Origin of the sequence: Paraburkholderia azotifigens, from assembly GCF_007995085.1 — a bacterium.
Classification (GTDB): domain Bacteria; phylum Pseudomonadota; class Gammaproteobacteria; order Burkholderiales; family Burkholderiaceae; genus Paraburkholderia; species Paraburkholderia azotifigens.
Map to the genome: position 1 here is coordinate 2,255,278 of NZ_VOQS01000003.1, position 20,886 is coordinate 2,276,163.

Genomic DNA, 20,886 nt, shown 5'->3' on the forward strand with positions numbered 1-20,886 from the left:
CTGGCCTGTCTTAAGCTTAGTCGGATTCCGCGGGTTCCGCGCGGCGGGAGATACCCGTGCTCCCTGCCGTCTGCGCGAGCGCCGCGTGAGCATTGACCGCCCGATAATCGGCGGGCCGCATTCCCGTCCACTTGCGGAACGCGCGATGAAAGGCGCTCGGCTCCGCAAAGCCGAGCGTCGCGGCGATATCGGCGATCGACTGGCCGCCGCGCTGCAGTTCCGAGATTGCGATGTCGCGCCGCAAGTCGTCCTTGATCGACTGGTACGTATAGCCTTCCTGCTTCAGATGCCGCCGCATCGTCGCCTCGGCGACGTGCAGTCGCTGCGCGATGGCGTCGGAGCCGGGCCACGCGGCCATCGGCAGCGCGCGCAGCGTCTTGCGCACCCGCGCCGCCAGCGAGCCGGGATTGCGGTACTTGATGATGAAGCTCGCGGGTGCATCGCGCAGGAAGGGCTTGACGGACTTCGTGGTCTGGACGACGGGCAAGTCCCAGAAATCCGGCGCGAGATCGACGTACGACTCGTTTTGCCCGAACGACAGGTCATCGCAGAACATCAGCCGGTATTCGTGCGCGGCGGGCGGCTCGGCGCAGCGAAAGCGCGCCTCGATCAGCGGAATGCGCCGCCCGACCAGCCAGCAGACGAGCCCGTAGACAAGGATGAAGCAGGTTGCGTAGGCAAACATGGCCGGCTGCGGCGCGCCGTCGCGAAGGGCGAACGCAAGGCGCACGCGGTCGTCGCGCCTGTCGATCTGCACGCTCATGTCGTCGAGCACGAGGCGCATGAAGCCGACGGCGCGCGTCAATGCCAGGCCGCCGTTGCGTGCCGTCAGCGCCATCTGGGTCATCGCGATGAAGCTGCCGCTTTTCATCGCGTGGGAATCCTGGCCGAAGAACTCGTCGTCGAGCGCGCGGGCGATGTTGGCCCACAGCGCCCCATATTGAGCCGGCGTCACGCGGCTTTTCGGGCTCGCGAGCATCTGCGGCGCGATGCCCGCCGCCTCGACGATGGGCCGCACGTCGACGCCGCGCGCGCGGGCGAGCGCCAGCGTCTCTTCGACGAGACTCACGGAGATCGTGCCTCTTTCTGCTTTCATGCGATGGCGGTTCCCCGGTTCGGCACGGAAGGATGCGTTTCAAGAGTTCTGGCAAATGCGCTCACGTGTTTAGCGGCGCGCGCCCGGCAGAACCGCCATTCTGCCGTATCGGCGCAGCTGCCGGTATCCGGATATGGCAAATGCGCTCACGCAGATTGATCGCACGCGGCATCGAATCCCGCTTGCGCGCCGCCTACACTTGGCTCCACCAGCGCGCCGCATGTGCAACGCAGCACGCGCGCAGCACGAAGAGAGGCAAGTAGACACATGGACGAGTTCTATACCGACGAACAGCGGATGATCCGCGATGCCGCACGCGATTTTTCGGTCGAATGCCTCGCGCCGAACGCGGCGCAATGGGACCGCGAAGGTGCGTTGCCTGCGCAAGTCGTCAGGCAGATGGGCGAACTCGGCTTTCTCGGCATGATTGTGCCGCCGGAGTGGGGCGGCTCCTACACCGACTACATCGCGTATGCGCTTGCACTCGAAGAAATCGCGGCCGGCTGCGCGGCGTGCGCGACGATGATGAGCGTGCACAACTCGGTCGGCTGCGGTCCGATTCTCAACTTTGGCAGTGACGCGCAGAAAGACCGTTATCTCGCCGATCTCGCGACGGGCAAGCGCATCGGCGCATTCTGTCTGACCGAGCCGCACGCGGGCAGCGAAGCGAACAACATCCGCACGCGCGCCGTCCTGCGCGACGGGCAATGGATCATCAACGGCAGCAAGCAGTTCGTGACGAACGGCTCGCGCGCGAGCCTCGCGATCGTATTCGCCGTCACCGATCCCGAGGCGGGCAAGCGCGGCATCTCGGCCTTCATCGTGCCGACGGATACGCCCGGCTTCAACGTCGGGCGTCCCGAGAACAAGCTCGGCATCCGCGCGTCGGATACCTGTCCGATTTCACTCGACGATTGCGCCGTGCCCGAAGCCAATCTGCTCGGCGCGCCGGGCGAGGGCTTGCGCATCGCGTTGTCGAACCTGGAAGGCGGGCGCATCGGTATCGCGGCGCAGGCGCTCGGCATTGCACGCGCGGCCTTCGACGCGGCCCGGGCGTATGCAAACGAGCGCATCCAGTTCGGCAAGGCGCTCAAGGAGCACCAGACCATCGCCAACATGCTTGCCGACATGGCGACGCGCCTGAACGCCGCCCGCCTGCTCGTGCATCACGCGGCGCGGCTGCGCAGCGCGGGACGGCCATGTTTGTCGGAGGCGTCGCAGGCGAAGCTGTATGCGTCGGAAATGGCCGAAGATGTCTGTTCGAAGGCGATCCAGATTCACGGCGGCTACGGCTACCTCGAAGACTATGCCGTCGAGCGGCACTATCGCGATGCGCGCATCACGCAGATTTACGAAGGGACCAGCGAAGTACAAAGAATGGTTATCGCGCGGCACGTTTGAGCGCAGAATAATCCGCCAACAGAGCGCATTCCGCGCCGATTGTGGAGACGACGATGACGGCAGAAGCACACGGCTTTTTCGACGCGCGCGACCTGTTGTTGCGCCATCGCACGGACTATGAGCGCGCCTGCAGCGAGTTCAGATGGCCCGAACTCGGGGAGTTCAACTGGGCGCTCGATTATTTCGACGTCATCGCGCAAGACAATCATCATCCCGCGCTGTGGATCGTCGACGACCCTGCACAGGAAGGGCTGAAACTCTCGTATGCGCAGATGTCGGAGCGCTCGTCGCGGATGGCGAATTTCCTTCGCGGGCTCGGCGTGGGGCGCGGCGACCGGTTGCTGCTGATGCTGCCCAATCGCGTCGAACTGTGGGACGTGATGCTCGCGGCGATGAAGCTTGGCGCCATCGTGCTGCCTGCCACCACGCAACTGTCGCCCGACGATGTGCGCGACCGCGTGCAGATCGGCGGCGCGAATGTCGTCGTGGTGGATAGCGCGGAGACAGTCAAGTTCGAGAGCCTCGATGTTCCGTTGAAGCGCATCTCGGTTGGCGCACCGCGCGATGGCTGGACAGATATCTCGGCCGCGTACGAGGCTTCGTCATCGTTCACGCCGGACGGCGTCACACGCGCAAGCGATCCGATGCTGCTGTACTTTACGTCGGGCACGACGTCGAAGCCGAAGCTCGTCGAGCATACGCATCAGAGCTATCCCGTCGGCCATCTGTCGACGATGTACTGGATCGGTCTGCAACCCAACGACATTCACTGGAACATCAGCTCGCCGGGCTGGGCCAAGCACGCGTGGAGTTGCTTCTTCGCGCCGTGGAATGCGCAGGCCTGCGTGTTCGTCTACAACTTCTCGCGCTTCGTGCCGAAGGAAACGCTCGACGTGCTGGTGCGCTGCAACGTCACGACGCTGTGCGCGCCGCCTACCGTGTGGCGCATGCTCGTGCAGGAGCCGCTCGCGTCGTACGCCGTGAAGCTGCGCGAAATCGTCGGCGCGGGTGAGCCGTTGAATCCGGAGATCATCGAGCGCGTGCGGCATGCATGGAACATCACGATCCGGGATGGCTACGGGCAGACGGAAACGACCTGCCAGATCGGCAACCCGCCGGGGCAGCCGGTCGTGCCCGGTTCGATGGGACGTCCGCTGCCGGGCTACCGCGTCGAACTCGTCGATGCCGACGATCATCCCGTGACGGAAGGCGAAATCGCGTTGCCGCTCGACGCGCGTCCGCTTGGTCTGATGACGGGCTATGCGAACAACGCGAAGGCCACGGAACACGCGATGCGCAACGGTTACTACCACACCTCCGATGTCGCGATGCGGCGCGACGACGGTTATCTCGTCTACGTGGGCCGTTCGGACGACGTGTTCAAGTCGTCCGATTACCGGCTGAGTCCGTTCGAACTCGAAAGCGTGCTGATCGAGCATGAGGCGATTGCCGAAGCGGCCGTCGTGCCGAGCAACGATCCGCTGCGTCTGTCGGTGCCGAAGGCATTCGTCACCGTGCGTCATGGATTCGAAGCCGGTCCCGAACTGGCGCGCGACGTGTTCCGCTTTTCGCGCGAAAAGCTCGCGCCGTACAAGCGCATCCGACGCCTGCAATTCAGCGATCTGCCGAAGACGATCTCCGGCAAGATCCGGCGCGTCGAGTTGAGGCGGCGCGAACTGGAGCGCACCGCCGAGCCCGCGCGTATGCCCGACGAGTACTGGGAAGAGGATTTCCCCGAGCTTCGCAACGGCAATGGCAACTGAGCAGGCATGCTCGCGTCCGACACCGATATTGATCAAGGAGACATCCAGCATGAGCGCAATTCCAACGACAGTCGCAGGCCAGAAGATCGACACAGTGAAGCTGCTGATCAACGGCGAGTTCGTCGAATCGAACGCGACCGAGTGGCGCGACATCGTGAATCCCGCGACGCAGCAGGTGCTCGCGCGCGTGCCGTTCGCGACGCAGGAAGAAGTCGACGCGGCGATCCGCTCCGCGCACGCGGCGTTTGCAACGTGGAAGAACACCCCGATTGGCGCGCGCATGCGCATCATGCTGAAGTATCAGGCGCTGATCCGCGAACACATGCCGCGCATTGCGAAGACGCTGACGGCGGAGCAGGGCAAGACGTTGCCCGATGCCGAAGGCGACATTTTCCGCGGCCTTGAAGTGGTCGAGCACGCGTGTTCGATCGGCACGTTGCAACAGGGCGAATTCGCGGAGAACGTGGCGGGCAGCGTCGACACGTACACACTGCGCCAGCCGATCGGCGTCTGTGCGGGCATCACGCCGTTCAACTTTCCGGCGATGATTCCGCTGTGGATGTTCCCGATGGCGATCGTGTGCGGCAACACGTTCGTGCTGAAGCCATCCGAGCAGGATCCGCTGTCGACGATGCAGCTGGTCGAACTTGCGATCGAAGCGGGCGTACCGAAGGGCGTGCTGAACGTCGTGCATGGCGGCAAGGACGTCGTCGATGCGTTATGCACGCATGAGCTGGTGAAGGCGATTTCGTTTGTCGGATCGACGGCGGTGGGCACGCATGTGTACAACCTGGGCAGTCAGCACGGCAAGCGCGTGCAATCGATGATGGGCGCGAAGAATCATGCTGTCGTGTTGCCTGACGCGAATCGCGAGCAGACATTGAATGCGCTCGTTGGCGCCGGCTTTGGCGCGGCGGGGCAGCGTTGCATGGCGACTTCTGTTGTCGTGCTCGTCGGTTCGTCGAAGGACTGGTTGCCTTCTCTGGTTGAAAAGGCGAAGGCGTTGAAGGTGAACGCCGGTCACGAGGCCAGGACAGACGTCGGGCCTGTTGTTTCGCGTGCCGCGAAGTCTCGTGTTCTCGGTCTGATTGAAGCGGGTGTGAAGGAAGGGGCGACCTTGGCGCTCGATGGGCGTGATGTGAAGGTCGATGGCTACGCCGATGGCAATTTTATCGGGCCGACGATTTTTTCTGATGTGACCGTCGAGATGGATGTTTACCGGACCGAGATTTTTGGTCCTGTGCTGTGCGTGATGACCGTGCCCACGCTCGATGATGCGATTGCGCTGGTGAATAGCAATCCGATGGGCAATGGGGTGGGGCTCTTTACGCAGAGCGGCGCGGCGGCTCGCAAGTTTCAGAGCGAAATCGATGTTGGGCAGGTGGGGATCAATATTCCTATTCCCGTGCCGGTGCCTTTCTTTAGTTTCACCGGATCTCGAGGGTCGAAGCTTGGGGATCTTGGGCCTTACGGCAAGCAGGTTGTGCAGTTTTATACGCAGACCAAGACGGTTACCGCGCGGTGGTTTGATGATGAGACTGTTGGCGATGGGGTGAATACCACTATTGCCTTGCGGTGAGAGATTTTGTTGTCTTGCGACGCAGTCGCCGTTCTGGTTTTTTGTTTTTTGTTTTTGGTTTTTGCTGCGCTGGCATCCGCGGTTTGGCTTGCGCTGGCATCCGCGTTTTTTTGTCTGTGCTTCACGCGTTGCCCCTGTGCGGGGCGGCACCTACTTTTCTTTGCAGCGGCAAAGAAAAGTAGGCAAAAGAAAGCCGCTCACCCCGCCAGTTCTGGTGGTCGCCTGCGGGCCCCCCACGGGTCCCGCACTCCACACGGCAACGCACTGTCTCACGCGAGCTGCCAGCGTGCTAACTGTATGCATCACCCGCTTCACATGCCCGCGTCACGAATTGCATTACCGGTAAATCCACCGCCGCCCAGGTGGCAAACGGTGTGTAGACCGTCGCAATGGAAGTGCACCACTCCGGACTGAAAAGCGGGATCGGTGTCGTAGAAGCGCTAACGCGTAAGGTGCGACAAGCTACACACCGTTTGCCACCTGGGCGGCGCAGACGAGTCGCTGCCGCTGGCTGCGCTACGGGTGACTGGAGTGGGTGATGCGACTTTCAAAGGCGTTGGCAACGCACATGAAATAGCGTGTTGCCGCCTGGAGTGCGGGACCCGTAGGGGGCCCGCAGGCAAACACAAGGATTGGCGGGGTGAGCGGCTTTCTTTTGCCTACTTTTCTTTGCAGCGGCAAAGAAAAGTAGGTGCCGCCCCGCACAGGGGCAACGCGTGAGGCACCGATACGAAATCGCGGATGCCAGCCAGCGCAGCAAAAAACCAAACCCACACCTCAGCATCGCAAGACAGAACAGAAAGGAGACAGGCAACATGAAGATAGGCTTCATAGGACTAGGCAACATGGGCGCGCCGATGGCGCTGAATCTGCTAAAAGCGGGCCACGCACTGCAGGTCTTCGATCTGAACGCGCACGCAGTGCAGGAATTAACAACCGCAGGCGCAACAGCAAAAGAAACACCAAAAGCCGCAGCAGCAGACGTAGAAGCGGTCATCACGATGCTGCCGGCAGCGGCACATGTAAAAGCGGTGCTGACAGGCGAAGAGGGCATACTCGCGGGTATCGCGAAGAACATCACGATTATCGACTCGAGCACCATCGACCCAGCCAGCGTGAAAATCTTCACCGAACTGGCGAAACAAAACGGCAATACATTCGTCGACGCGCCAGTATCAGGCGGCACAGGCGGCGCCGCAGCCGGCACGCTCACCTTCATGGTCGGCGGCACAGCCGAAGCCTACGAGCACGTCAAGCCAGTGCTGCAAGCCATGGGCAAGAACATCGTCCATTGCGGCGGCACCTCGACGGGCCAGGTCGCCAAGATATGCAACAACCTCGTGCTCGGCATCACAATGGCAGGCGTCTCCGAAGCAATGGCGCTGGGCGAAGCACTCGGCATCGATCCGAAAGTACTCGGCGGCATCATCAATACGTCGACGGGCCGTTGCTGGAGTTCCGATACCTACAACCCGTTCCCCGGCGTAATCGAGACGGCGCCGTCGACGCGCGGCTACACGGGCGGCTTCGGCACCGACCTCATGCTCAAGGATCTCGGACTCGCCACCGATGCCGCAAAGCTCGCGCGCCAACCCGTCTATCTCGGCGCGCTCGCGCAGCAGCTCTATCAGACGATGAGCACCAAAGGCGCCGGCAAGCTCGACTTTTCCGCAGTCATCAAGCTGTATCGCAACGAGGGAGGCGCGTCATGATCGAACTCGACTACGCTCACGACGGCAGCGTCGCGCTGCTGACCTTGAAGCGTCCGCCCGCCAACGCGTTCACCCCGGAAGGGCTGCTGCAGTTGCAGCACACCATCGGACGTCTGAACGATGAAGCACAGGTGCGCGCCATCGTCATCACGGGCGACGGTCCCAAATTCTTCAGTGCGGGCGCCGACCTCAACACGTTCGCCGACGGCAACAAGGAAGTCGCGCGTCTCGCAGCGTCGCGCTTCGGTGGCGCATTCGAGGTGCTGCAAAACGCGCGACCCGTCGTGATCGCGGCGATCAACGGCTATGCGATGGGCGGCGGCCTGGAATGCGCGCTCGCCTGCGATATCCGCATCGCCGAACAACATGCCGTAATGGCGCTGCCGGAAACGGCCGTCGGTTTGCTGCCATGCGGCTGCGGCACGCAAACGCTGCCCTGGCTCGTGGGCGAAGGCTGGGCGAAGCGCATCGTGCTGACGGGCGAACGCGTCGATGCGGCGACGGCACTGCGCATCGGCCTCGTCGAGGAAGTGGTCGAGAAGGGCGCGGCGCGCGAGTTCGCACTCGCGATGGCGGCGCGCGTCGCGGGCCTGAGTCCTCAGGCCGTCACGTACAGCAAGGAACTGATCCAGCAGGCGCGCAACGGCGTGCCGCGCAGTGCGGCGCTCGCAGTGGAGCGCGAACGTTTCGTCGATCTGTTCGATGGCGCGGATCAGCGCGAGGGCGTCAATGCGTTCCTCGAAAAACGCGCGCCGAAGTGGCAAACGGCAGAAGCCCGGGAGTTGCAGCGATGAGCGCCGTCCTCGAACAGGAAGCCATGCACGAACCGGACGTGCTGTTTCGCGTCGTCAATCGCGTCGCGATCGTCACGCTCAACCGGCCCGCCGCGCTCAACGCGCTGTCGCACGACATGGTGCGCGAACTGGCCGTGCTGATCGAGCAATGCCGCGACGATAGCGGGATCGTCGCCGTCGTGCTGCGCGGCGCGGGCACGAAAGGCTTCTGCGCGGGCGGCGACGTGCGCGCGCTGCACGGCATGCGCCAGCGCAACGAGAGCGGCTGGCAGCAGTTCTTTATCGACGAATACCGGCTCGACTACGCGCTGCACACGTTCCCGAAACCCGTCGTCGCATTGCTCGACGGCATCGCGATGGGCGGCGGCATGGGACTAGGCCAGGCGGCGCGGCTGCGCATCGTCACCGAGCGCACGAAGATCGCGATGCCGGAGACGCGCATCGGCTTTCTGCCGGATGTCGGCGCGACGCGTTTTCTGTCCGTGATGCCCGCCGAGATCGAACTGTATGTCGGACTGACGGGCGTCACGCTCACAGGCGCCGATGCGCTGCTGTTCCGGCTCGCCGATCTATGCGTGCCGTCGGAATGGCTCGATACGTTCGAAGAGCGCCTGTTGCGCATCGACACGGCCGACGTCGCCGCCGGCGATCTGCTGCGTGCGTTGCGCACGGTATTCGAGCCGCCGTGCAACATCGTTCCGCATGCGGGGCTCGGCGCTTTCACGCAATTGATGATGCGGCACTTCGACAGGCGTTCGGGCATCGAGCGCATCGTCGCGACGTTGCGCCAGGATCTCGAACGCGAACATGCACGCGAAGTGCGTCAATGGCTGCAGGCCACCTGCGATGCGCTCACGTCGCACTCGCCGACCATGCTGTACGTCACCCGCGATGCACTGTTGCGCGGCCGTCAGATGACGCTCGCCGAATGCTTCAGGATGGAACTGGGCATCGTCACGCGCGCGATCGAGGAGGGCGATTTCAGCGAGGGCGTGCGCGCCCATCTCGTCGACAAGGACCGCAAGCCGCGCTGGGCGCCCGCGACGCTGTCCGAGGTGCGGCCGGAGCGCGTGCGGCATTTTCTGTCGTCGCCTTGGCGGACGCAGGCGCATCCGCTGGCGGATCTCGGCGGGCAATCTCAGAACCGGTAACCTCAGAACCGGTAACCAATACCGCCCATCGGCACACCGGTATCGCGGCTGTAGCGCGTCACCAGGAGGTGACGCTTACCGATGTTTGCAGCGCGCTCAATGGAGGCCGGGTATCGCGTTTGCTCGCATACATCGCTCCAGGAGATCGGGATGTGAGTCGAGATGCGCAGCCGCGGACGGTTCGAAGCGTGCCGTCGCACGGGTGCGCTGCAGGCGCGTTCGCATAGCGGCGCCTATACTTTTCGCTTGTCCATCGGCGCTCCACGATGCGGCCGCCGCGTCGCGTCAGCGTGGTCCGCGCCATCAGGCATTCGACAGTCTTCCTTCCGATCGTCCGCTTCCGGTTGCAGCATGGAGATTCCCCGATGCCCCACACCATCGCACGGCCCCCACTCACGCCTCAGGACAACCGCGAACGCAGCGGCGCGCCACAGTTCGCGCCGGGCGTCACGATTCCCGTCGAACTGAATGTGAACGGCACGTCTTACGCGCTGTCGCTCGATCCTCGCACCACGTTGCTCGATGCGTTGCGCGAGCATCTGCATCTGACCGGCACGAAAAAAGGCTGCGACCACGGCCAATGCGGCGCGTGCACAGTGCACGTGAACGGCCGCCGCGTGAATGCCTGTCTGTCGCTCGCGGCCACGCATGCGGGCGACACGATCACCACCATCGAAGGCATCGGCGAGCCCGATGCGCTTCATCCGATGCAGGCCGCTTTCGTCGAATGCGACGGCTATCAGTGCGGTTATTGCACGGCAGGCCAGATCATGTCGGCCGTCGCGCTGCTCGGCGAGCCAATCGGCCCAGACGATGCCGACGTGCGCGAAGCCATGAGCGGCAACCTGTGCCGCTGCGGCGCGTACCAGAACATCGTGACGGCCATCCAGTCCGTGCGCGGCAAGCGCTGAGGAGGCCACGATGGAACTGTTCCAGCTTTCGCGCGCGAACGACGTGCGCGACGCCGTCGCGGCGGGCGCCGCCTCGCAGACGGCGCAACAGGGCGCGCACGTGCGCTTTCTTGCGGGCGGCACGACACTGCTCGATCTGATGAAGCTCGACGTCGAGCGGCCCGCGCGCGTGGTCGATATCAGCCGGCTGCCGCTCGATCGCGTCGAAACGACGGACGAAGGGGGCGTGCGCATCGGCGCGACCGTGCGCAATGCCGACCTCGCGATGCATCCGCTGATCCACGAGCCGTACGCGGTGTTGTCGCAGGCGTTGCTCGCGGGCGCGTCCGCGCAGTTGCGCAACATGGCGACGACGGGCGGCAATCTGCTGCAACGCACGCGCTGCGTGTACTTCCGCGATACCGCGATGCCCTGCAACAAACGCGCGCCCGGTTCGGGCTGCGCCGCGCGCACCGGCTTCAACCGGACCATGGCGATACTCGGCACGAGCGACGCATGCATTGCGACCAATCCGTCGGACATGAATGTCGCGCTCGCGGCGCTCGGCGCGACGATCCAGATCCAGGGGACGAAAGGCGCGCGCACTGTGCCCATCGACGATTTCTACCTGTTGCCCGGCGACACGCCCGAGCGGGAAACCGTGCTCGAACCCGGCGATCTCGTCACGCATGTCACGCTGCCGCCGATTCCGGGCAGCCGCTCGCTGTATCTGAAGCTGCGCGATCGCGCGTCGTATGAGTTCGCGTTGGCGTCGGCGGCTGTCGTCGTTAACGTGTCCGATGGGCGCATCACGCGCGCGCATGTCGCGCTCGGCGGTGTCGGCACGAAGCCGTGGCACGCGTGCGAAGCCGAGGCCGAACTCGCGGGCGCCGTGCCCGACACGGCGAGCTTCGCGCGCGCCGCCGACGCCGCGCTCGCCAATGCGAAGCCGCAGAGCCAGAACGGCTTCAAGATCGAACTCGCGCGGCGCTGCCTGATTCATGCATTGACTCTGGTCACGCAGTCCGTCTGAAATTTTTTCGAGGACTTCTTTCCATGTCCACTGTGTCCGATTCCCTGCTGTCCGTGGTTGGGCAGCCGCAGTCGCGCATCGAGGGTCCGCTGAAAGTGAGCGGGCGCGCGCAGTACACCTCCGATATCGATCTCCCCGACATGCTGTACGCGGTGCCTGTTTGCGCGACGATCGCAAGCGGCCGCGTGACGTCGCTCGAATTCGCGCATGCGCAGTCGATGCCCGGCGTGCGCGTGGTTCTGCATCGCGGCAACGTCGGCCGCTTCTATCGCATCGCGGGCAATTCGATGGAGGCGGGCTTCGTCGACGAAGCCCGCCCGCCGTTCGAAGACGATGTGATCCGCTATTACGGCCAGTATGTGGCCGCCGTCGTCGCCGATACGTTCGAGGCGGCGAGTGCCGCCGCAGCAGCCGTGAAGGTCAGTTACGAAACGGCGCACCACGACGTCAGCGATGAGCTGCAGGCCAGCGGCGAGCCGCAGGTGCAAAGCGAACGCGGCGACGCGGCGGCTGCATACGACAAAAGCGAGGTACGGCTCGACGAAACCTATGTGACGCCCGTCGAAACGCACAATCCGATCGAGCTGCACGCGAGCATTGCGCATTGGGACGGAGACGGGGACGGGGACGGCTACACGTTCTACGAGACCACCCAGGCCGTGTCCAATCATCAGGGCACGCTGATGCAGATGCTCGGCTTGCCGAAGGAACGCGTGCGCGTGATCTCGCGCTATCTCGGCTCGGGCTTCGGCGGCAAGCTGTGGGTGTGGCCGCATACGCTGCTCGCGGCGGCGGCGTCGCGTCATACGGGGCAGCCGGTGAAGCTCGTCGTGAGCCGCAAGATGATGTTTCAGAACGTCGGCCATCGTCCAACCACGCAACAGCGCGTGCGTCTTTCCGCCGACAGGACGGGCAAGCTCACGTCGATTCGCCACGACTATCTGAATCACGCCGCGCTCGCCGACGATTACGAGGAAAGCTGCGGCGAGATCACGCCCGTGCTGTACAGCGTGCCGGATCTGCGCGTGAGCTCGGGTATCGCGCGCCGCAACGTCGGTTCGCCGACCTCGATGCGCGGACCGGGCGCCGTGCCCGGCCTATACGCGCTCGAATCGGCGATGAACGAACTGGCGCGCCAGCTCGACATCGATCCCGTCGCATTCCGGTTGATGAACGAGCCGCAAGTGGATGAGTCGACGGGCTTGCCGTTTTCATCGCGGCATTTCGTCGAATGTCTGAAGACGGGCGCGGAAAAATTCGGCTGGGCGCAGCGTACGGCGGCCATCGGCTCGATGAAGCGCGACGGCTTGACGCTCGGTTGGGGCGTCGGCGCATGCGGCTGGCCGGGGCTGCGCTTTTCGGCTGAGGCGACCGTCGATCTGCGCGCGGACGGCACGGCGCGCGTCGTGTGCGGCACGCAGGATCTCGGCACGGGCACGTACACGGTGCTGGCCCAACTGGTCGCGGGACACGTGGGCATTCCCATCGACAAGGTGCAGGTCGTGCTCGGCGATACGATGCTGCCGCTCGGGCCGATCTCGGGCGGGTCGGCGGCGACGGCTTCCGTGATACCCGCCGTGCTGCAGGCGGCGCGCGCCGCCACCGGGATGGTGCTGGCGCGCGCCGTGGCCGTCGAAGACTCGCCGTTTCATTGCGCGGACAAGAACACGCTCGCGTTCGGCGCGGGGCGCGTGCATCGCAAGACGGATGCACCGGAGCAGGGCGTGCCGTTCGCGCAAATACTCGAGGCCGCGAAGATGCACGCGGCGTCAGGCAAGGGCAGTGCGCAGGGCGGTTTCGACGATCCGCTGAAGAAGCGCCATTCCATCTATTCGTATGGCGCGCACTTCGCCGAGGTGACGTGGCAGCCGGAGACGGCGCGGCTGCACGTGAGCCGCGTCGTGACGGTGATCGACGGCGGCCGCATGATCAATCCGCGCGCGGCGCGCAATCAGGTGGAAGGGGCTGTGGTGATGGGCGTCGGCATGGCGCTGTTCGAGCACACGATGTACGACCCGCAGAACGGCGCGCCCATCAACAGCAATCTCGCCGATTACATCGTCGCGTCGCATGCCGATGCGCCCGCGCTCGATGTGTCGTTTCTCGATTATCCCGACCCCGTGTTCAACGAACTGGGCGCGCGCGGGATCGCGGAGATCGGGCTGGCGGGCGTGGCCGCCGCGATCACGGATGCCGTGCATCATGCAACGGGCGTGAGGGTGAGGAAGCTGCCGGTGATGATCGAGGATCTGATTGCGGGCTGAGTCGCAATGACGAGGCGTCACGCCTCGCCAACCGCCTCCGTCCCCGCTGCAGGCGTCGCCGCGACGTCTGCAGCGCCTTGCTCGCCCGCGCCATTCACGCGCCCGATCCACCAGCACGCGAACACGGCGGCCGCTGCCGCGAGCCATCCGACCGTCCCATAGCCCGCGATCTGCCCCTGCGCCGTCGATGACAGCATCAGACCGCCGAACCACGCGCCGCAGCCCGTGCCCATCGCCTGCACCGCGCTGTTGGCGCTCAGGAACGCGCCGCGCGTCCGCGGCGCGGGGACGGTCGTGAGCAGCGCCTGCATCGGCACCATCCGCGACGACATCGCGACCATGAAGAACGGGAAGAACAGCACCATCGCGTAGAACGGAATGTCGGGCAGATGTGTGACGAACAGCACGGGCAGAATGGACAGCAGCGCAGCGATGCGGAACACGCGCTTCTTGCCGTAGCGGTCCGACAACTGTCCGACGCGCCGCGACGTGAAGAAGGTTGCCGCGCCGCCCGCCATGTACAGCCACGACAGATTGGCGGGCGCAATGCCGTGATTCGCGACGAGCGTCGGCGCGATGAACGGAATCACCAGCATGTGCCCGATCATCACGACGAAGGTCAGGGCGAACGCGTTCAGATGCCGCGCGTTCGCGAAGAGCCGCCACAGATCAGGCAGCACCTGCGCGAGCGGCACGCGCTGTTTCTGCAGATGTTCCGTCAGCGACGGCACGATGCGCAGACCGCCCAGCCAGATCACGCACGACAGCGCGACCAGCAGCACGAACGGCGATGCCCAGCCGAAATGCGCGCCGAGCATCACGCCGGCGGGCACGCCCGCAATCGCCGCTAGCGAGAACGCCGTCATGATCGTGCCCGTCGCCGCACCGCGGCGCGAGACGGGAACCACGTCGCCGACGATCGCCATCACCACTGACGCCAGCACGCCGCCCGTGATGCCCGCGAACGCACGCGCCGCGAGCAGCAGCGGAAAGTTCGTCGCCAGCGCGCAGCCGAGGTTCGACAGCGCGAACAGCGCGTAGATGGCAAGCAGCAGACGCCGCCGGTCGAAGCGGTCGATATACGTGGCGGCCAGCAGACCCGACAGCCCCGAGCACCACGAGTACGCGGAGACGGCTGTCGCGAAGCGCGCGGGCGAGATCTCGAACGCATGCATGATCTGCGGGCCGAGCGGCATCATCACCATGAAGTCCATGATGATGGTGAATTGCGTGAGCGCGAGCAGCCACAACAGGCGCCGCTCGTGCCGTTCGTTCAATGAGAGCATCCAGTCTCCGGTTGAATGAGAGGCGTCAGTCGTCGAGATTTTCGTGGACGGCCTGTTCGCCCTGTTTCCAGTACGCCGACGCACGGATACGCGACTTGTCGATGCCGCGCTCGTTCACGAGGTGCTGGCGCACGGCGCGCATCGTCGCTGCTTCGCCTGCTGCCCATACGTAGCCTTCGCCGTCCGGCACGAAGGTCTCGCGCACCGCCTTCAGCAGTTCGCTGCCGCGATACGCGCCTTCGCTGCGATAGCGCCATTCGATGTACAGATCGGCTTGCGTGTCGAACTCGATGCGCGCCGATGGATCGGCCACTTCGATCACGGCCGCGACCCGCGCGCCTTGCGGCAGTTCCGCGAGACGCCGGCCAATGGCGGGCAGCGCGGTATCGTCGCCGATCAGCAGATGCCAGTCGAAACCCGTCGGCACGACGAACGAGCCGCGCGGGCCGCCGACGCCGAGGTATTGCCCCGCTTGCGCCTGCGCCGCCCATTCGGCGGCGGGGCCGGCTTCGTGCATCGCGAACTCCAGCTCGAGTTCGCGCGCGTCGCGATCATAACGCTTCGGCGTGAAGTCTCGCGCGACGGGGCGCGGACGGTCCGTCGGAAACACGGGGCCCTCGGGGCCCGCTGCCGGCAGCGTCGGTTTGTCTTCGCCGGCGGCGGGGAAAAACACTTTCACGTGATCGTCGAACGAGGCGGAGACGAAGTCGTGCAGATCGTCGCCCGTCAGGGTCACGCGGATCAGATGCGGCGTGACGGCTTCGACGTGCTTCACTTCGAGCAGACGGAATTTCAGCGGATGACGCACGCGCGTCACGGTCAGATCGGTTCGGGTTGCTTGCATACGATGTTCTCTCTCTGTGCTCAGGCCGTCTCGCCCGGTGCGCCTGGTGTCGGGCCGCCGTTTTCGCGCGGCCTGCTTTCGATTTCGGCCGTGGCGCGCGCGAGGATCGCCGCGATGCGCCGCTGTTCTTCGGGCGACGCGTTGTCGCGCAGCAGCAGCGCGTGTTTCAGCGCGCGGCGGGCCTGGACGAACTCAGGCAGCCAGCCACCGTATTCGCCCGTGCTGTCGTCGTTGGCGTCTCCTGCTTCGCCCGCAAATGCGCGGCGCACGGAGTCCATCTTGCGCGCGATGTGCGAGAGCTTCGCGAGCATGAGGTCGGCGCGTTCGCGATTGACGGCGAGGTACTCGCGGCCCGCGTCGGCAAGCGAATAGCGCTTGCGGTTGCCCTCCAGCTGCACGGTGACGTAGCCGAGTTCTTCCAGATACGTGAGGGCCGGGTAGACCATGCCGGGACTCGGCGTATAGAAGCCGTTCGAGCGCGCTTCGAGCGCCTTGATCAGCTCGTAGCCGTGGCGCGGCTGTTCGTCGATCAGCGCGAGCAGCAGCAGTTGCAGATCGTCGGATGTGAACTTGCGGCCGCGCGGAAAACCGTCGCCCTCGCCGCCGAAGCCGCCTCCGAACGGGCCGCCGCCGCCGAACGGCCCGCCATGCCGTCCGCCGCCGCGCTGATGGCGGCCGACCGCGTGCCAGAACGAATGGAAGCGCTCGTAAAAGCCGAAGAACGAAGGATCGCGGGCACATGCGGCGTCGCGGATGAAGTCGCGGGAAAAACGCGGGTGGTGATGACGCATGGTGGCATCTCCGAATGTCTTAAGATGTATCGTAAGATATATATCTAAAGATAGTTCGTCAAGGGGGATTTTTGATTTATTGGGGTACAACAGAGTTTCGTGTCGAATTGTCGACCCGTCTCACTTGCGGCTTAACGTCCTCGCTGTGGAAGTGATACGAGTGCCCGGCGGCCCATTCCCGAGTATCGGGGCACAACATAGTCTGCGGGATCGTAAGGTTTGTGTGGGCGCGCAACAAAGTCTGCAGGAACGCAAGTCGCGGCCTTCGGGGGCCGCGTCGACGTTGCGCGCCGGCACGCTACTTCGCCAGCCGCAATACGTACTGCTGCTGGTTGCTGGCTTCGGCGACTATTTGGGGCATGTGGGGTTTTACGTTCCTCGTCAACGCCCTGATCGCGAAACGCTGACCAAGTTTTATAAGATAGGATTCCTTGCAATTTGCATGGCGGCAAGCAGGGCCCATGCGCAGAGTTCCGTGACACTCCTATGGCTACACGAACGCACAGTCGGCGCACTACGGGCAGGTTGATGCAGGCGCTAACTATGTCTTCAGGTCTGGCAGCACGCGAGCGGCATTGATTCGACCGGCAAAGTGGCGGTGGCGGCGATCTCGTCGATTTCTCCGTCGACGCGACCAAACCAGCTCGCCGTCAGGCAGTCATTGCGGCACCGATTCTTCTGCCAGCTGTGTTTTTCCGGACGAACGCTTGCAGCCCAATCGAATCGCTTGCTTCGCCTATGCGGCCTCCCGAGATGTCGAGGGCCCGATAAACGGCCATGGCCCCTGCGCGAACAGCAACGCAGAGCAGACCGACTCGCCGCTGTTCCTCGTTTGGCGGAAAGAAACCCGATCCGGTAATCCACTTCTCGCTTTGGCCGAGCCATGAAGTTTTGTCGCGTCGTCGAGAACGCCGACATTGACGATTCCCGTCATCGCGATCGGCGATGGTGCCTTTCCAAAAGACCACGAACAAGCCGACGTGCCTGATGCATGATGTTTTCACACCAGAATCAATTGCGAAACCGCACGGCCGTGTTTGCCACGGCCGATAAATTGATGGAGCGAGACAAAGCAATGCAATCTGACCAGGCCATGGGTGGTCCGAGAACCCTTTACGACAAGATCTGGGACGCTCACCGGGTCATGACGCGTGACGATGGGCAGGACCTGCTGTTCATAGACCGGCATTACGTTCACGACGTCACTGCACAATCGTTCGACATGTTGCGTGAGCGCGGACTCAAACCGCGCTCGCCCGATCGCATCTTCGGCACGGCCGACCACTACGTTTCGAGCACGGCGAACGATATTGCGTCCGTGGCAGACCTCGAGAGGCGAGCCATGATCACGGCCTTGCAACGTGATACCGCGGAGTCGCGCATCACGCTGTTCGACATGGATGACTCGCGGCGCGGAATCGTCCATGTCGTTGGACCCGAGCAAGGGTTAAGTCTGCCTGGCATGACCGTCGTCTGCGCCGACAGCCACACGTCGACGCACGGCGCGCTCGGCGCGCTGGCATTCGGCATCGGCGCAACCGAGGTGGCGCACGTGCTCGCTACACAATGCCTGTGGCAGCGCAAATCGGGCAACATGCGCGTCATCCTCGACGGAAAGGCGGGTCAGGGCGTTACTGCTAAAGACCTGATTCTTGCCGTGATTGCACGGATTGGTGTGGCTGGCGCGGCAGGCCACGTGATCGAGTACGCCGGTCCGGCTATCGAGGGTTTATCGATGGAAGGACGGTTGACACTATGCAACATGACCATCGAGGCGGGCGGCCGTGCCGGAATGATCGCTCCCGACGACACCACGTTTGCTTATCTGTCGGACCGCCCTTATGCCCCGGCAGGCGAGCAGTGGGATCGGGCGATGGCGCACTGGCGCGAGCTTTTTACCGACGCAGGCGCGGTGTTCGATCGCGAGGTGCATATCGACGTGGCTGATATCGCTCCCATGGTGACATGGGGAACTACACCCGGATACGCGTGTGCAATCGATCACCGCGTGCCCGACCCCGCAGAGGAGGCCGACCCCGATCTCCGCGCGGCAATGTTGCGGGCACTTGAGTACATGGGACTGAAGCCTCAGGAGGCGCTGGAAGGCGTCGCGATCGATAGGGTTTTCATCGGCTCATGCACCAACGGACGGATTGAGGACCTGCGCAGCGCGGCCGAGGTCGCGCGCGGTCGCCGCGTTGCACCTGGCGTCGAGGCATGGGTGGTGCCCGGATCGCACCAGGTACGAGCGCAGGCCGAGGCCGAAGGGCTGGATCACGTGTTCAGGGAAGCCGGTTTCGAGTGGCGCTTCCCCGGCTGTTCGATGTGCCTTGCAACCAACGGCGATGTCGCTGCACCCGGCCAGCGCTGTGCCTCTACCTCGAACCGCAATTTCGTGGGCCGTCAGGGGCCGGGCGTGCGTACACACCTGATGAGCCCGTCCATGGCTGCTGCCGCCGCAGTCACGGGTCATCTGACGGACGTGCGCCTCCTCTTGGGAGCCTGAACATGGACAGCCTGAAATCTCTTGACTCCGTCGCGGTGCCAATTGCCGCCATCAACTGCGATACCGACCAGATACTGCCTGCACGCTTCCTCCAGAAACCTCGTTCCGACAATTTCGGCCGATATCTGTTCCGTGCCCTGCGCTTCGACCACGACGGTGCGGAGCGACCGGACTTTGTGCTCAACAAGACGCCTTACCGGGAGTCTCGCATTGTCGTAGCCAACCACAATTTCGGTTGCGGTTCTTCGCGGGAGCACGCCGTCTGGGCACTGTATGACTACGGTATCCGGGCGGCGATTGCGCCAGGCTTCGGCGATATCTTTTTCATCAACTGTCTGAAAAACGGGCTGCTGCCCATCGTGTTGCCAGAGGCCGTGGTTTTGCCGCTGCTGGACACCTTGTTGGCCAGTCCGGGCAGTCGCGTTGCCATCGACCTGCCCGCACAGACCGCGACGTTGCCCGACGGCTCGGCCCATGTCTTCGAGATGGAGCCGTTCGCAAAAGAGTGTCTGCTGCGAGGGATGGACGAACTCGACTACACGCTGTCGCATCAGGATCGGATCGATGCGTTCGAGCGCAACCATGTCCGAGCGTATTGAAGGCGCACCCTTACGGATAACAACCAAGGAGAAGCACAGATGAAGATTGCAGTCATGCCGGGCGACGGTATCGGCACAGAGGTGGTGGCGCAGGCGGTCAAGGTGCTGCGGGTCGTGGCGCCTCATGCCGAGACTCAGGAGGCGTTCATCGGCGAGGCAGGCATTCAGGCCCATGGCGCGCCACTTCCCGAACCCACCCTGGAGCTGGCTCGCAAGGCCGATGCGATCCTGTTCGGCTCGGTGGGCGTGGCCGACGAGGCCGATATCCCGCGTGAGCGTCGTCCCGGTACGGGATTACTGCAGTTGCGCGAAGCGCTGACCCTGTATGCCAACTTCCGGCCGGCCTACATGTTCCCGGAACTGATCGGCGCTTCGACCTTGCGGCCAGAGGTGATCGATGGGCTCGATCTCGTAATCGTGCGCGAATTGAATGGCGACGCCTATTTCGGTCAACCGCGTGGGTTCGAAACCAACCAGGCCGGGGAGCGCGTGGGTTTCAACACAATGCGCTATTCGGCGCCAGAGGTCGAGCGGGTTGCGCGTGCTGCCTTCGAACGCGCTCGACGCCGCAGCCGCAAGTTGTGCTCGGTGGACAAGGCGAATGTGCTCGAGACAAGCCAGTTATGGCGCGAAGTTGTCACGCGGGTCGGGCGCGATTACCCGGATGTCGAACTGAGCCATCTCTTTGTGGATGCTGCCGCCATGATGCTCATGCGCCGACCCAAGCAGTTCGACGTGATCGTCACGGGCAATCTGTTTGGAGACATTCTCTCGGATGCTGCGGCGATGTTGACCGGTTCAATTGGCATGCTGCCTTCAGCATCGCTGGGCTACAACCGCAAGGGTTTGTACGAGCCTGTGCACGGCTCGGCGCCGGACATTGCCGGCAAGGATATCGCCAATCCGCTCGCCGCGATCCTGTCGCTTGCGATGATGCTGCGCGAGAGCTTCGAGATGGAAGATGCCGCGACCCGCGTTGAGCAGGCCGTGCGTGCAGTGCTGGCCGCCGGCTATCGAACTGCCGACATCTATCAGGAAGGCGCGCAATCCGTGGGTACCCGAGACATGGGCGATGCGGTGGTCGAGGCACTGCGCAAGCAGGCGGCGTGAGCGCGCATCGCGCAGCAGGAAGAAAGTCAGAAGCACGAGGATCGGGGGCATGAGGAGCCGATGGTCC

At 64.0% G+C, this 20,886-nt stretch carries 16 protein-coding genes; 12 read left to right on the forward strand and 4 right to left on the reverse strand.

Features of this window, described 5'->3' with window-relative positions; translation table 11 throughout:
• Nucleotides 1-16 precede the first annotated feature (16 nt).
• Nucleotides 17-1,096 carry an AraC family transcriptional regulator gene (locus FRZ40_RS27370; RefSeq protein ID WP_147236206.1) on the reverse strand — a complete coding sequence of 360 codons (1,080 nt, stop codon included), beginning with the start codon at nucleotides 1,094-1,096 and terminating at the stop codon, nucleotides 17-19.
• 267 nt (nucleotides 1,097-1,363) lie between these two features.
• On the opposite strand from FRZ40_RS27370, the gene FRZ40_RS27375 reads away from it, so the two are divergent.
• The 9 genes from FRZ40_RS27375 to FRZ40_RS27415 all read left to right on the forward strand — a co-directional run bounded on the left by FRZ40_RS27375 (nucleotide 1,364) and on the right by FRZ40_RS27415 (nucleotide 13,683).
• Nucleotides 1,364-2,497, forward strand: a complete 1,134-nt coding sequence (locus tag FRZ40_RS27375) for an acyl-CoA dehydrogenase family protein (protein ID WP_147236207.1) — start codon at nucleotides 1,364-1,366, stop codon at nucleotides 2,495-2,497.
• Nucleotides 2,498-2,550: 53 nt separating this feature from the next.
• Nucleotides 2,551-4,260 carry an AMP-binding protein gene (locus FRZ40_RS27380; RefSeq protein ID WP_028364737.1) on the forward strand — a complete coding sequence of 570 codons (1,710 nt, stop codon included), beginning with the start codon at nucleotides 2,551-2,553 and terminating at the stop codon, nucleotides 4,258-4,260.
• A gap of 49 nt (nucleotides 4,261-4,309) precedes the next feature.
• Nucleotides 4,310-5,839 carry a CoA-acylating methylmalonate-semialdehyde dehydrogenase gene (locus FRZ40_RS27385; protein WP_147236208.1) on the forward strand — a complete coding sequence of 510 codons (1,530 nt, stop codon included), beginning with the start codon at nucleotides 4,310-4,312 and terminating at the stop codon, nucleotides 5,837-5,839.
• A gap of 815 nt (nucleotides 5,840-6,654) precedes the next feature.
• A complete protein-coding gene (mmsB, locus tag FRZ40_RS27390) occupies nucleotides 6,655-7,551 on the forward strand; it encodes a 3-hydroxyisobutyrate dehydrogenase (RefSeq protein ID WP_147236209.1) in 897 nt (298 codons plus the stop codon).
• Nucleotides 7,548-8,345 carry an enoyl-CoA hydratase gene (locus tag FRZ40_RS27395; protein WP_147236210.1) on the forward strand — a complete coding sequence of 266 codons (798 nt, stop codon included), beginning with the start codon at nucleotides 7,548-7,550 and terminating at the stop codon, nucleotides 8,343-8,345. The genes mmsB and FRZ40_RS27395 overlap by 4 nt, the downstream gene beginning before the upstream one ends.
• Complete coding sequence (locus tag FRZ40_RS27400; protein WP_147236211.1) at nucleotides 8,342-9,496, forward strand: enoyl-CoA hydratase/isomerase family protein; 1,155 nt, start codon at nucleotides 8,342-8,344, stop codon at nucleotides 9,494-9,496. The genes FRZ40_RS27395 and FRZ40_RS27400 overlap by 4 nt, the downstream gene beginning before the upstream one ends.
• Before the next feature lie 365 nt (nucleotides 9,497-9,861).
• A complete protein-coding gene (locus FRZ40_RS27405; RefSeq protein ID WP_147236212.1) occupies nucleotides 9,862-10,407 on the forward strand; it encodes a (2Fe-2S)-binding protein in 546 nt (181 codons plus the stop codon).
• Nucleotides 10,408-10,417: 10 nt separating this feature from the next.
• Nucleotides 10,418-11,419: an FAD binding domain-containing protein gene (locus FRZ40_RS27410; protein WP_147236213.1), complete on the forward strand. Its 1,002-nt coding sequence runs from the start codon at nucleotides 10,418-10,420 to the stop codon at nucleotides 11,417-11,419.
• 23 nt (nucleotides 11,420-11,442) lie between these two features.
• Nucleotides 11,443-13,683: a xanthine dehydrogenase family protein molybdopterin-binding subunit gene (locus FRZ40_RS27415; RefSeq protein WP_147236214.1), complete on the forward strand. Its 2,241-nt coding sequence runs from the start codon at nucleotides 11,443-11,445 to the stop codon at nucleotides 13,681-13,683.
• Between the two features lie 17 nt (nucleotides 13,684-13,700).
• On the opposite strand, the gene FRZ40_RS27420 is transcribed toward FRZ40_RS27415, so the two are convergent.
• From FRZ40_RS27420 to FRZ40_RS27430, 3 genes are read right to left on the reverse strand one after another with little or no spacing between them, the layout of a single operon-like run.
• Nucleotides 13,701-14,969, reverse strand: a complete 1,269-nt coding sequence (locus tag FRZ40_RS27420; RefSeq protein WP_147236215.1) for an MFS transporter — start codon at nucleotides 14,967-14,969, stop codon at nucleotides 13,701-13,703.
• A 25-nt stretch (nucleotides 14,970-14,994) separates the two neighbouring features.
• Nucleotides 14,995-15,813, reverse strand: coding sequence for a siderophore-interacting protein (locus FRZ40_RS27425; protein ID WP_147236216.1), 819 nt, complete (start codon nucleotides 15,811-15,813; stop codon nucleotides 14,995-14,997).
• A gap of 20 nt (nucleotides 15,814-15,833) precedes the next feature.
• On the reverse strand, nucleotides 15,834-16,604 hold the full coding sequence (locus FRZ40_RS27430) for a PadR family transcriptional regulator (RefSeq protein ID WP_147236217.1): 771 nt from the start codon (nucleotides 16,602-16,604) through the stop codon (nucleotides 15,834-15,836).
• Between the two features lie 1,075 nt (nucleotides 16,605-17,679).
• Here FRZ40_RS27430 and leuC point away from each other — a divergent pair.
• The 3 genes from leuC to leuB are packed head-to-tail and all read left to right on the forward strand — an operon-like array spanning nucleotide 17,680 to nucleotide 20,819.
• Nucleotides 17,680-19,110, forward strand: a complete 1,431-nt coding sequence (gene leuC, locus FRZ40_RS27435) for a 3-isopropylmalate dehydratase large subunit (RefSeq protein ID WP_147236813.1) — start codon at nucleotides 17,680-17,682, stop codon at nucleotides 19,108-19,110.
• 2 nt (nucleotides 19,111-19,112) lie between these two features.
• Nucleotides 19,113-19,709: a 3-isopropylmalate dehydratase small subunit gene (gene leuD / locus FRZ40_RS27440; RefSeq protein WP_028364725.1), complete on the forward strand. Its 597-nt coding sequence runs from the start codon at nucleotides 19,113-19,115 to the stop codon at nucleotides 19,707-19,709.
• Nucleotides 19,710-19,748: 39 nt separating this feature from the next.
• A complete protein-coding gene (leuB, locus tag FRZ40_RS27445; RefSeq protein ID WP_147236218.1) occupies nucleotides 19,749-20,819 on the forward strand; it encodes a 3-isopropylmalate dehydrogenase in 1,071 nt (356 codons plus the stop codon).
• Nucleotides 20,820-20,886 lie beyond the last annotated feature (67 nt).

Excerpts from the sequence above, each read along its gene's own strand:
- FRZ40_RS27370 (WP_147236206.1), bottom strand. The coding sequence starts at position 1,096 with ATGAAAGCAGAAAGAGGCACGATCTCCGTGAGTCTCGTCGAAGAGACG.
- FRZ40_RS27375 (WP_147236207.1), top strand. The coding sequence starts at position 1,364 with ATGGACGAGTTCTATACCGACGAACAGCGGATGATCCGCGATGCCGCA.
- FRZ40_RS27380 (WP_028364737.1), top strand. The coding sequence starts at position 2,551 with ATGACGGCAGAAGCACACGGCTTTTTCGACGCGCGCGACCTGTTGTTG.
- FRZ40_RS27385 (WP_147236208.1), top strand. The coding sequence starts at position 4,310 with ATGAGCGCAATTCCAACGACAGTCGCAGGCCAGAAGATCGACACAGTG.
- mmsB (WP_147236209.1), top strand. The coding sequence starts at position 6,655 with ATGAAGATAGGCTTCATAGGACTAGGCAACATGGGCGCGCCGATGGCG.
- FRZ40_RS27395 (WP_147236210.1), top strand. The coding sequence starts at position 7,548 with ATGATCGAACTCGACTACGCTCACGACGGCAGCGTCGCGCTGCTGACC.
- FRZ40_RS27400 (WP_147236211.1), top strand. The coding sequence starts at position 8,342 with ATGAGCGCCGTCCTCGAACAGGAAGCCATGCACGAACCGGACGTGCTG.
- FRZ40_RS27405 (WP_147236212.1), top strand. The coding sequence starts at position 9,862 with ATGCCCCACACCATCGCACGGCCCCCACTCACGCCTCAGGACAACCGC.
- FRZ40_RS27410 (WP_147236213.1), top strand. The coding sequence starts at position 10,418 with ATGGAACTGTTCCAGCTTTCGCGCGCGAACGACGTGCGCGACGCCGTC.
- FRZ40_RS27415 (WP_147236214.1), top strand. The coding sequence starts at position 11,443 with ATGTCCACTGTGTCCGATTCCCTGCTGTCCGTGGTTGGGCAGCCGCAG.
- FRZ40_RS27420 (WP_147236215.1), bottom strand. The coding sequence starts at position 14,969 with ATGCTCTCATTGAACGAACGGCACGAGCGGCGCCTGTTGTGGCTGCTC.
- FRZ40_RS27425 (WP_147236216.1), bottom strand. The coding sequence starts at position 15,813 with ATGCAAGCAACCCGAACCGATCTGACCGTGACGCGCGTGCGTCATCCG.
- FRZ40_RS27430 (WP_147236217.1), bottom strand. The coding sequence starts at position 16,604 with ATGCGTCATCACCACCCGCGTTTTTCCCGCGACTTCATCCGCGACGCC.
- leuC (WP_147236813.1), top strand. The coding sequence starts at position 17,680 with ATGCAATCTGACCAGGCCATGGGTGGTCCGAGAACCCTTTACGACAAG.
- leuD (WP_028364725.1), top strand. The coding sequence starts at position 19,113 with ATGGACAGCCTGAAATCTCTTGACTCCGTCGCGGTGCCAATTGCCGCC.
- leuB (WP_147236218.1), top strand. The coding sequence starts at position 19,749 with ATGAAGATTGCAGTCATGCCGGGCGACGGTATCGGCACAGAGGTGGTG.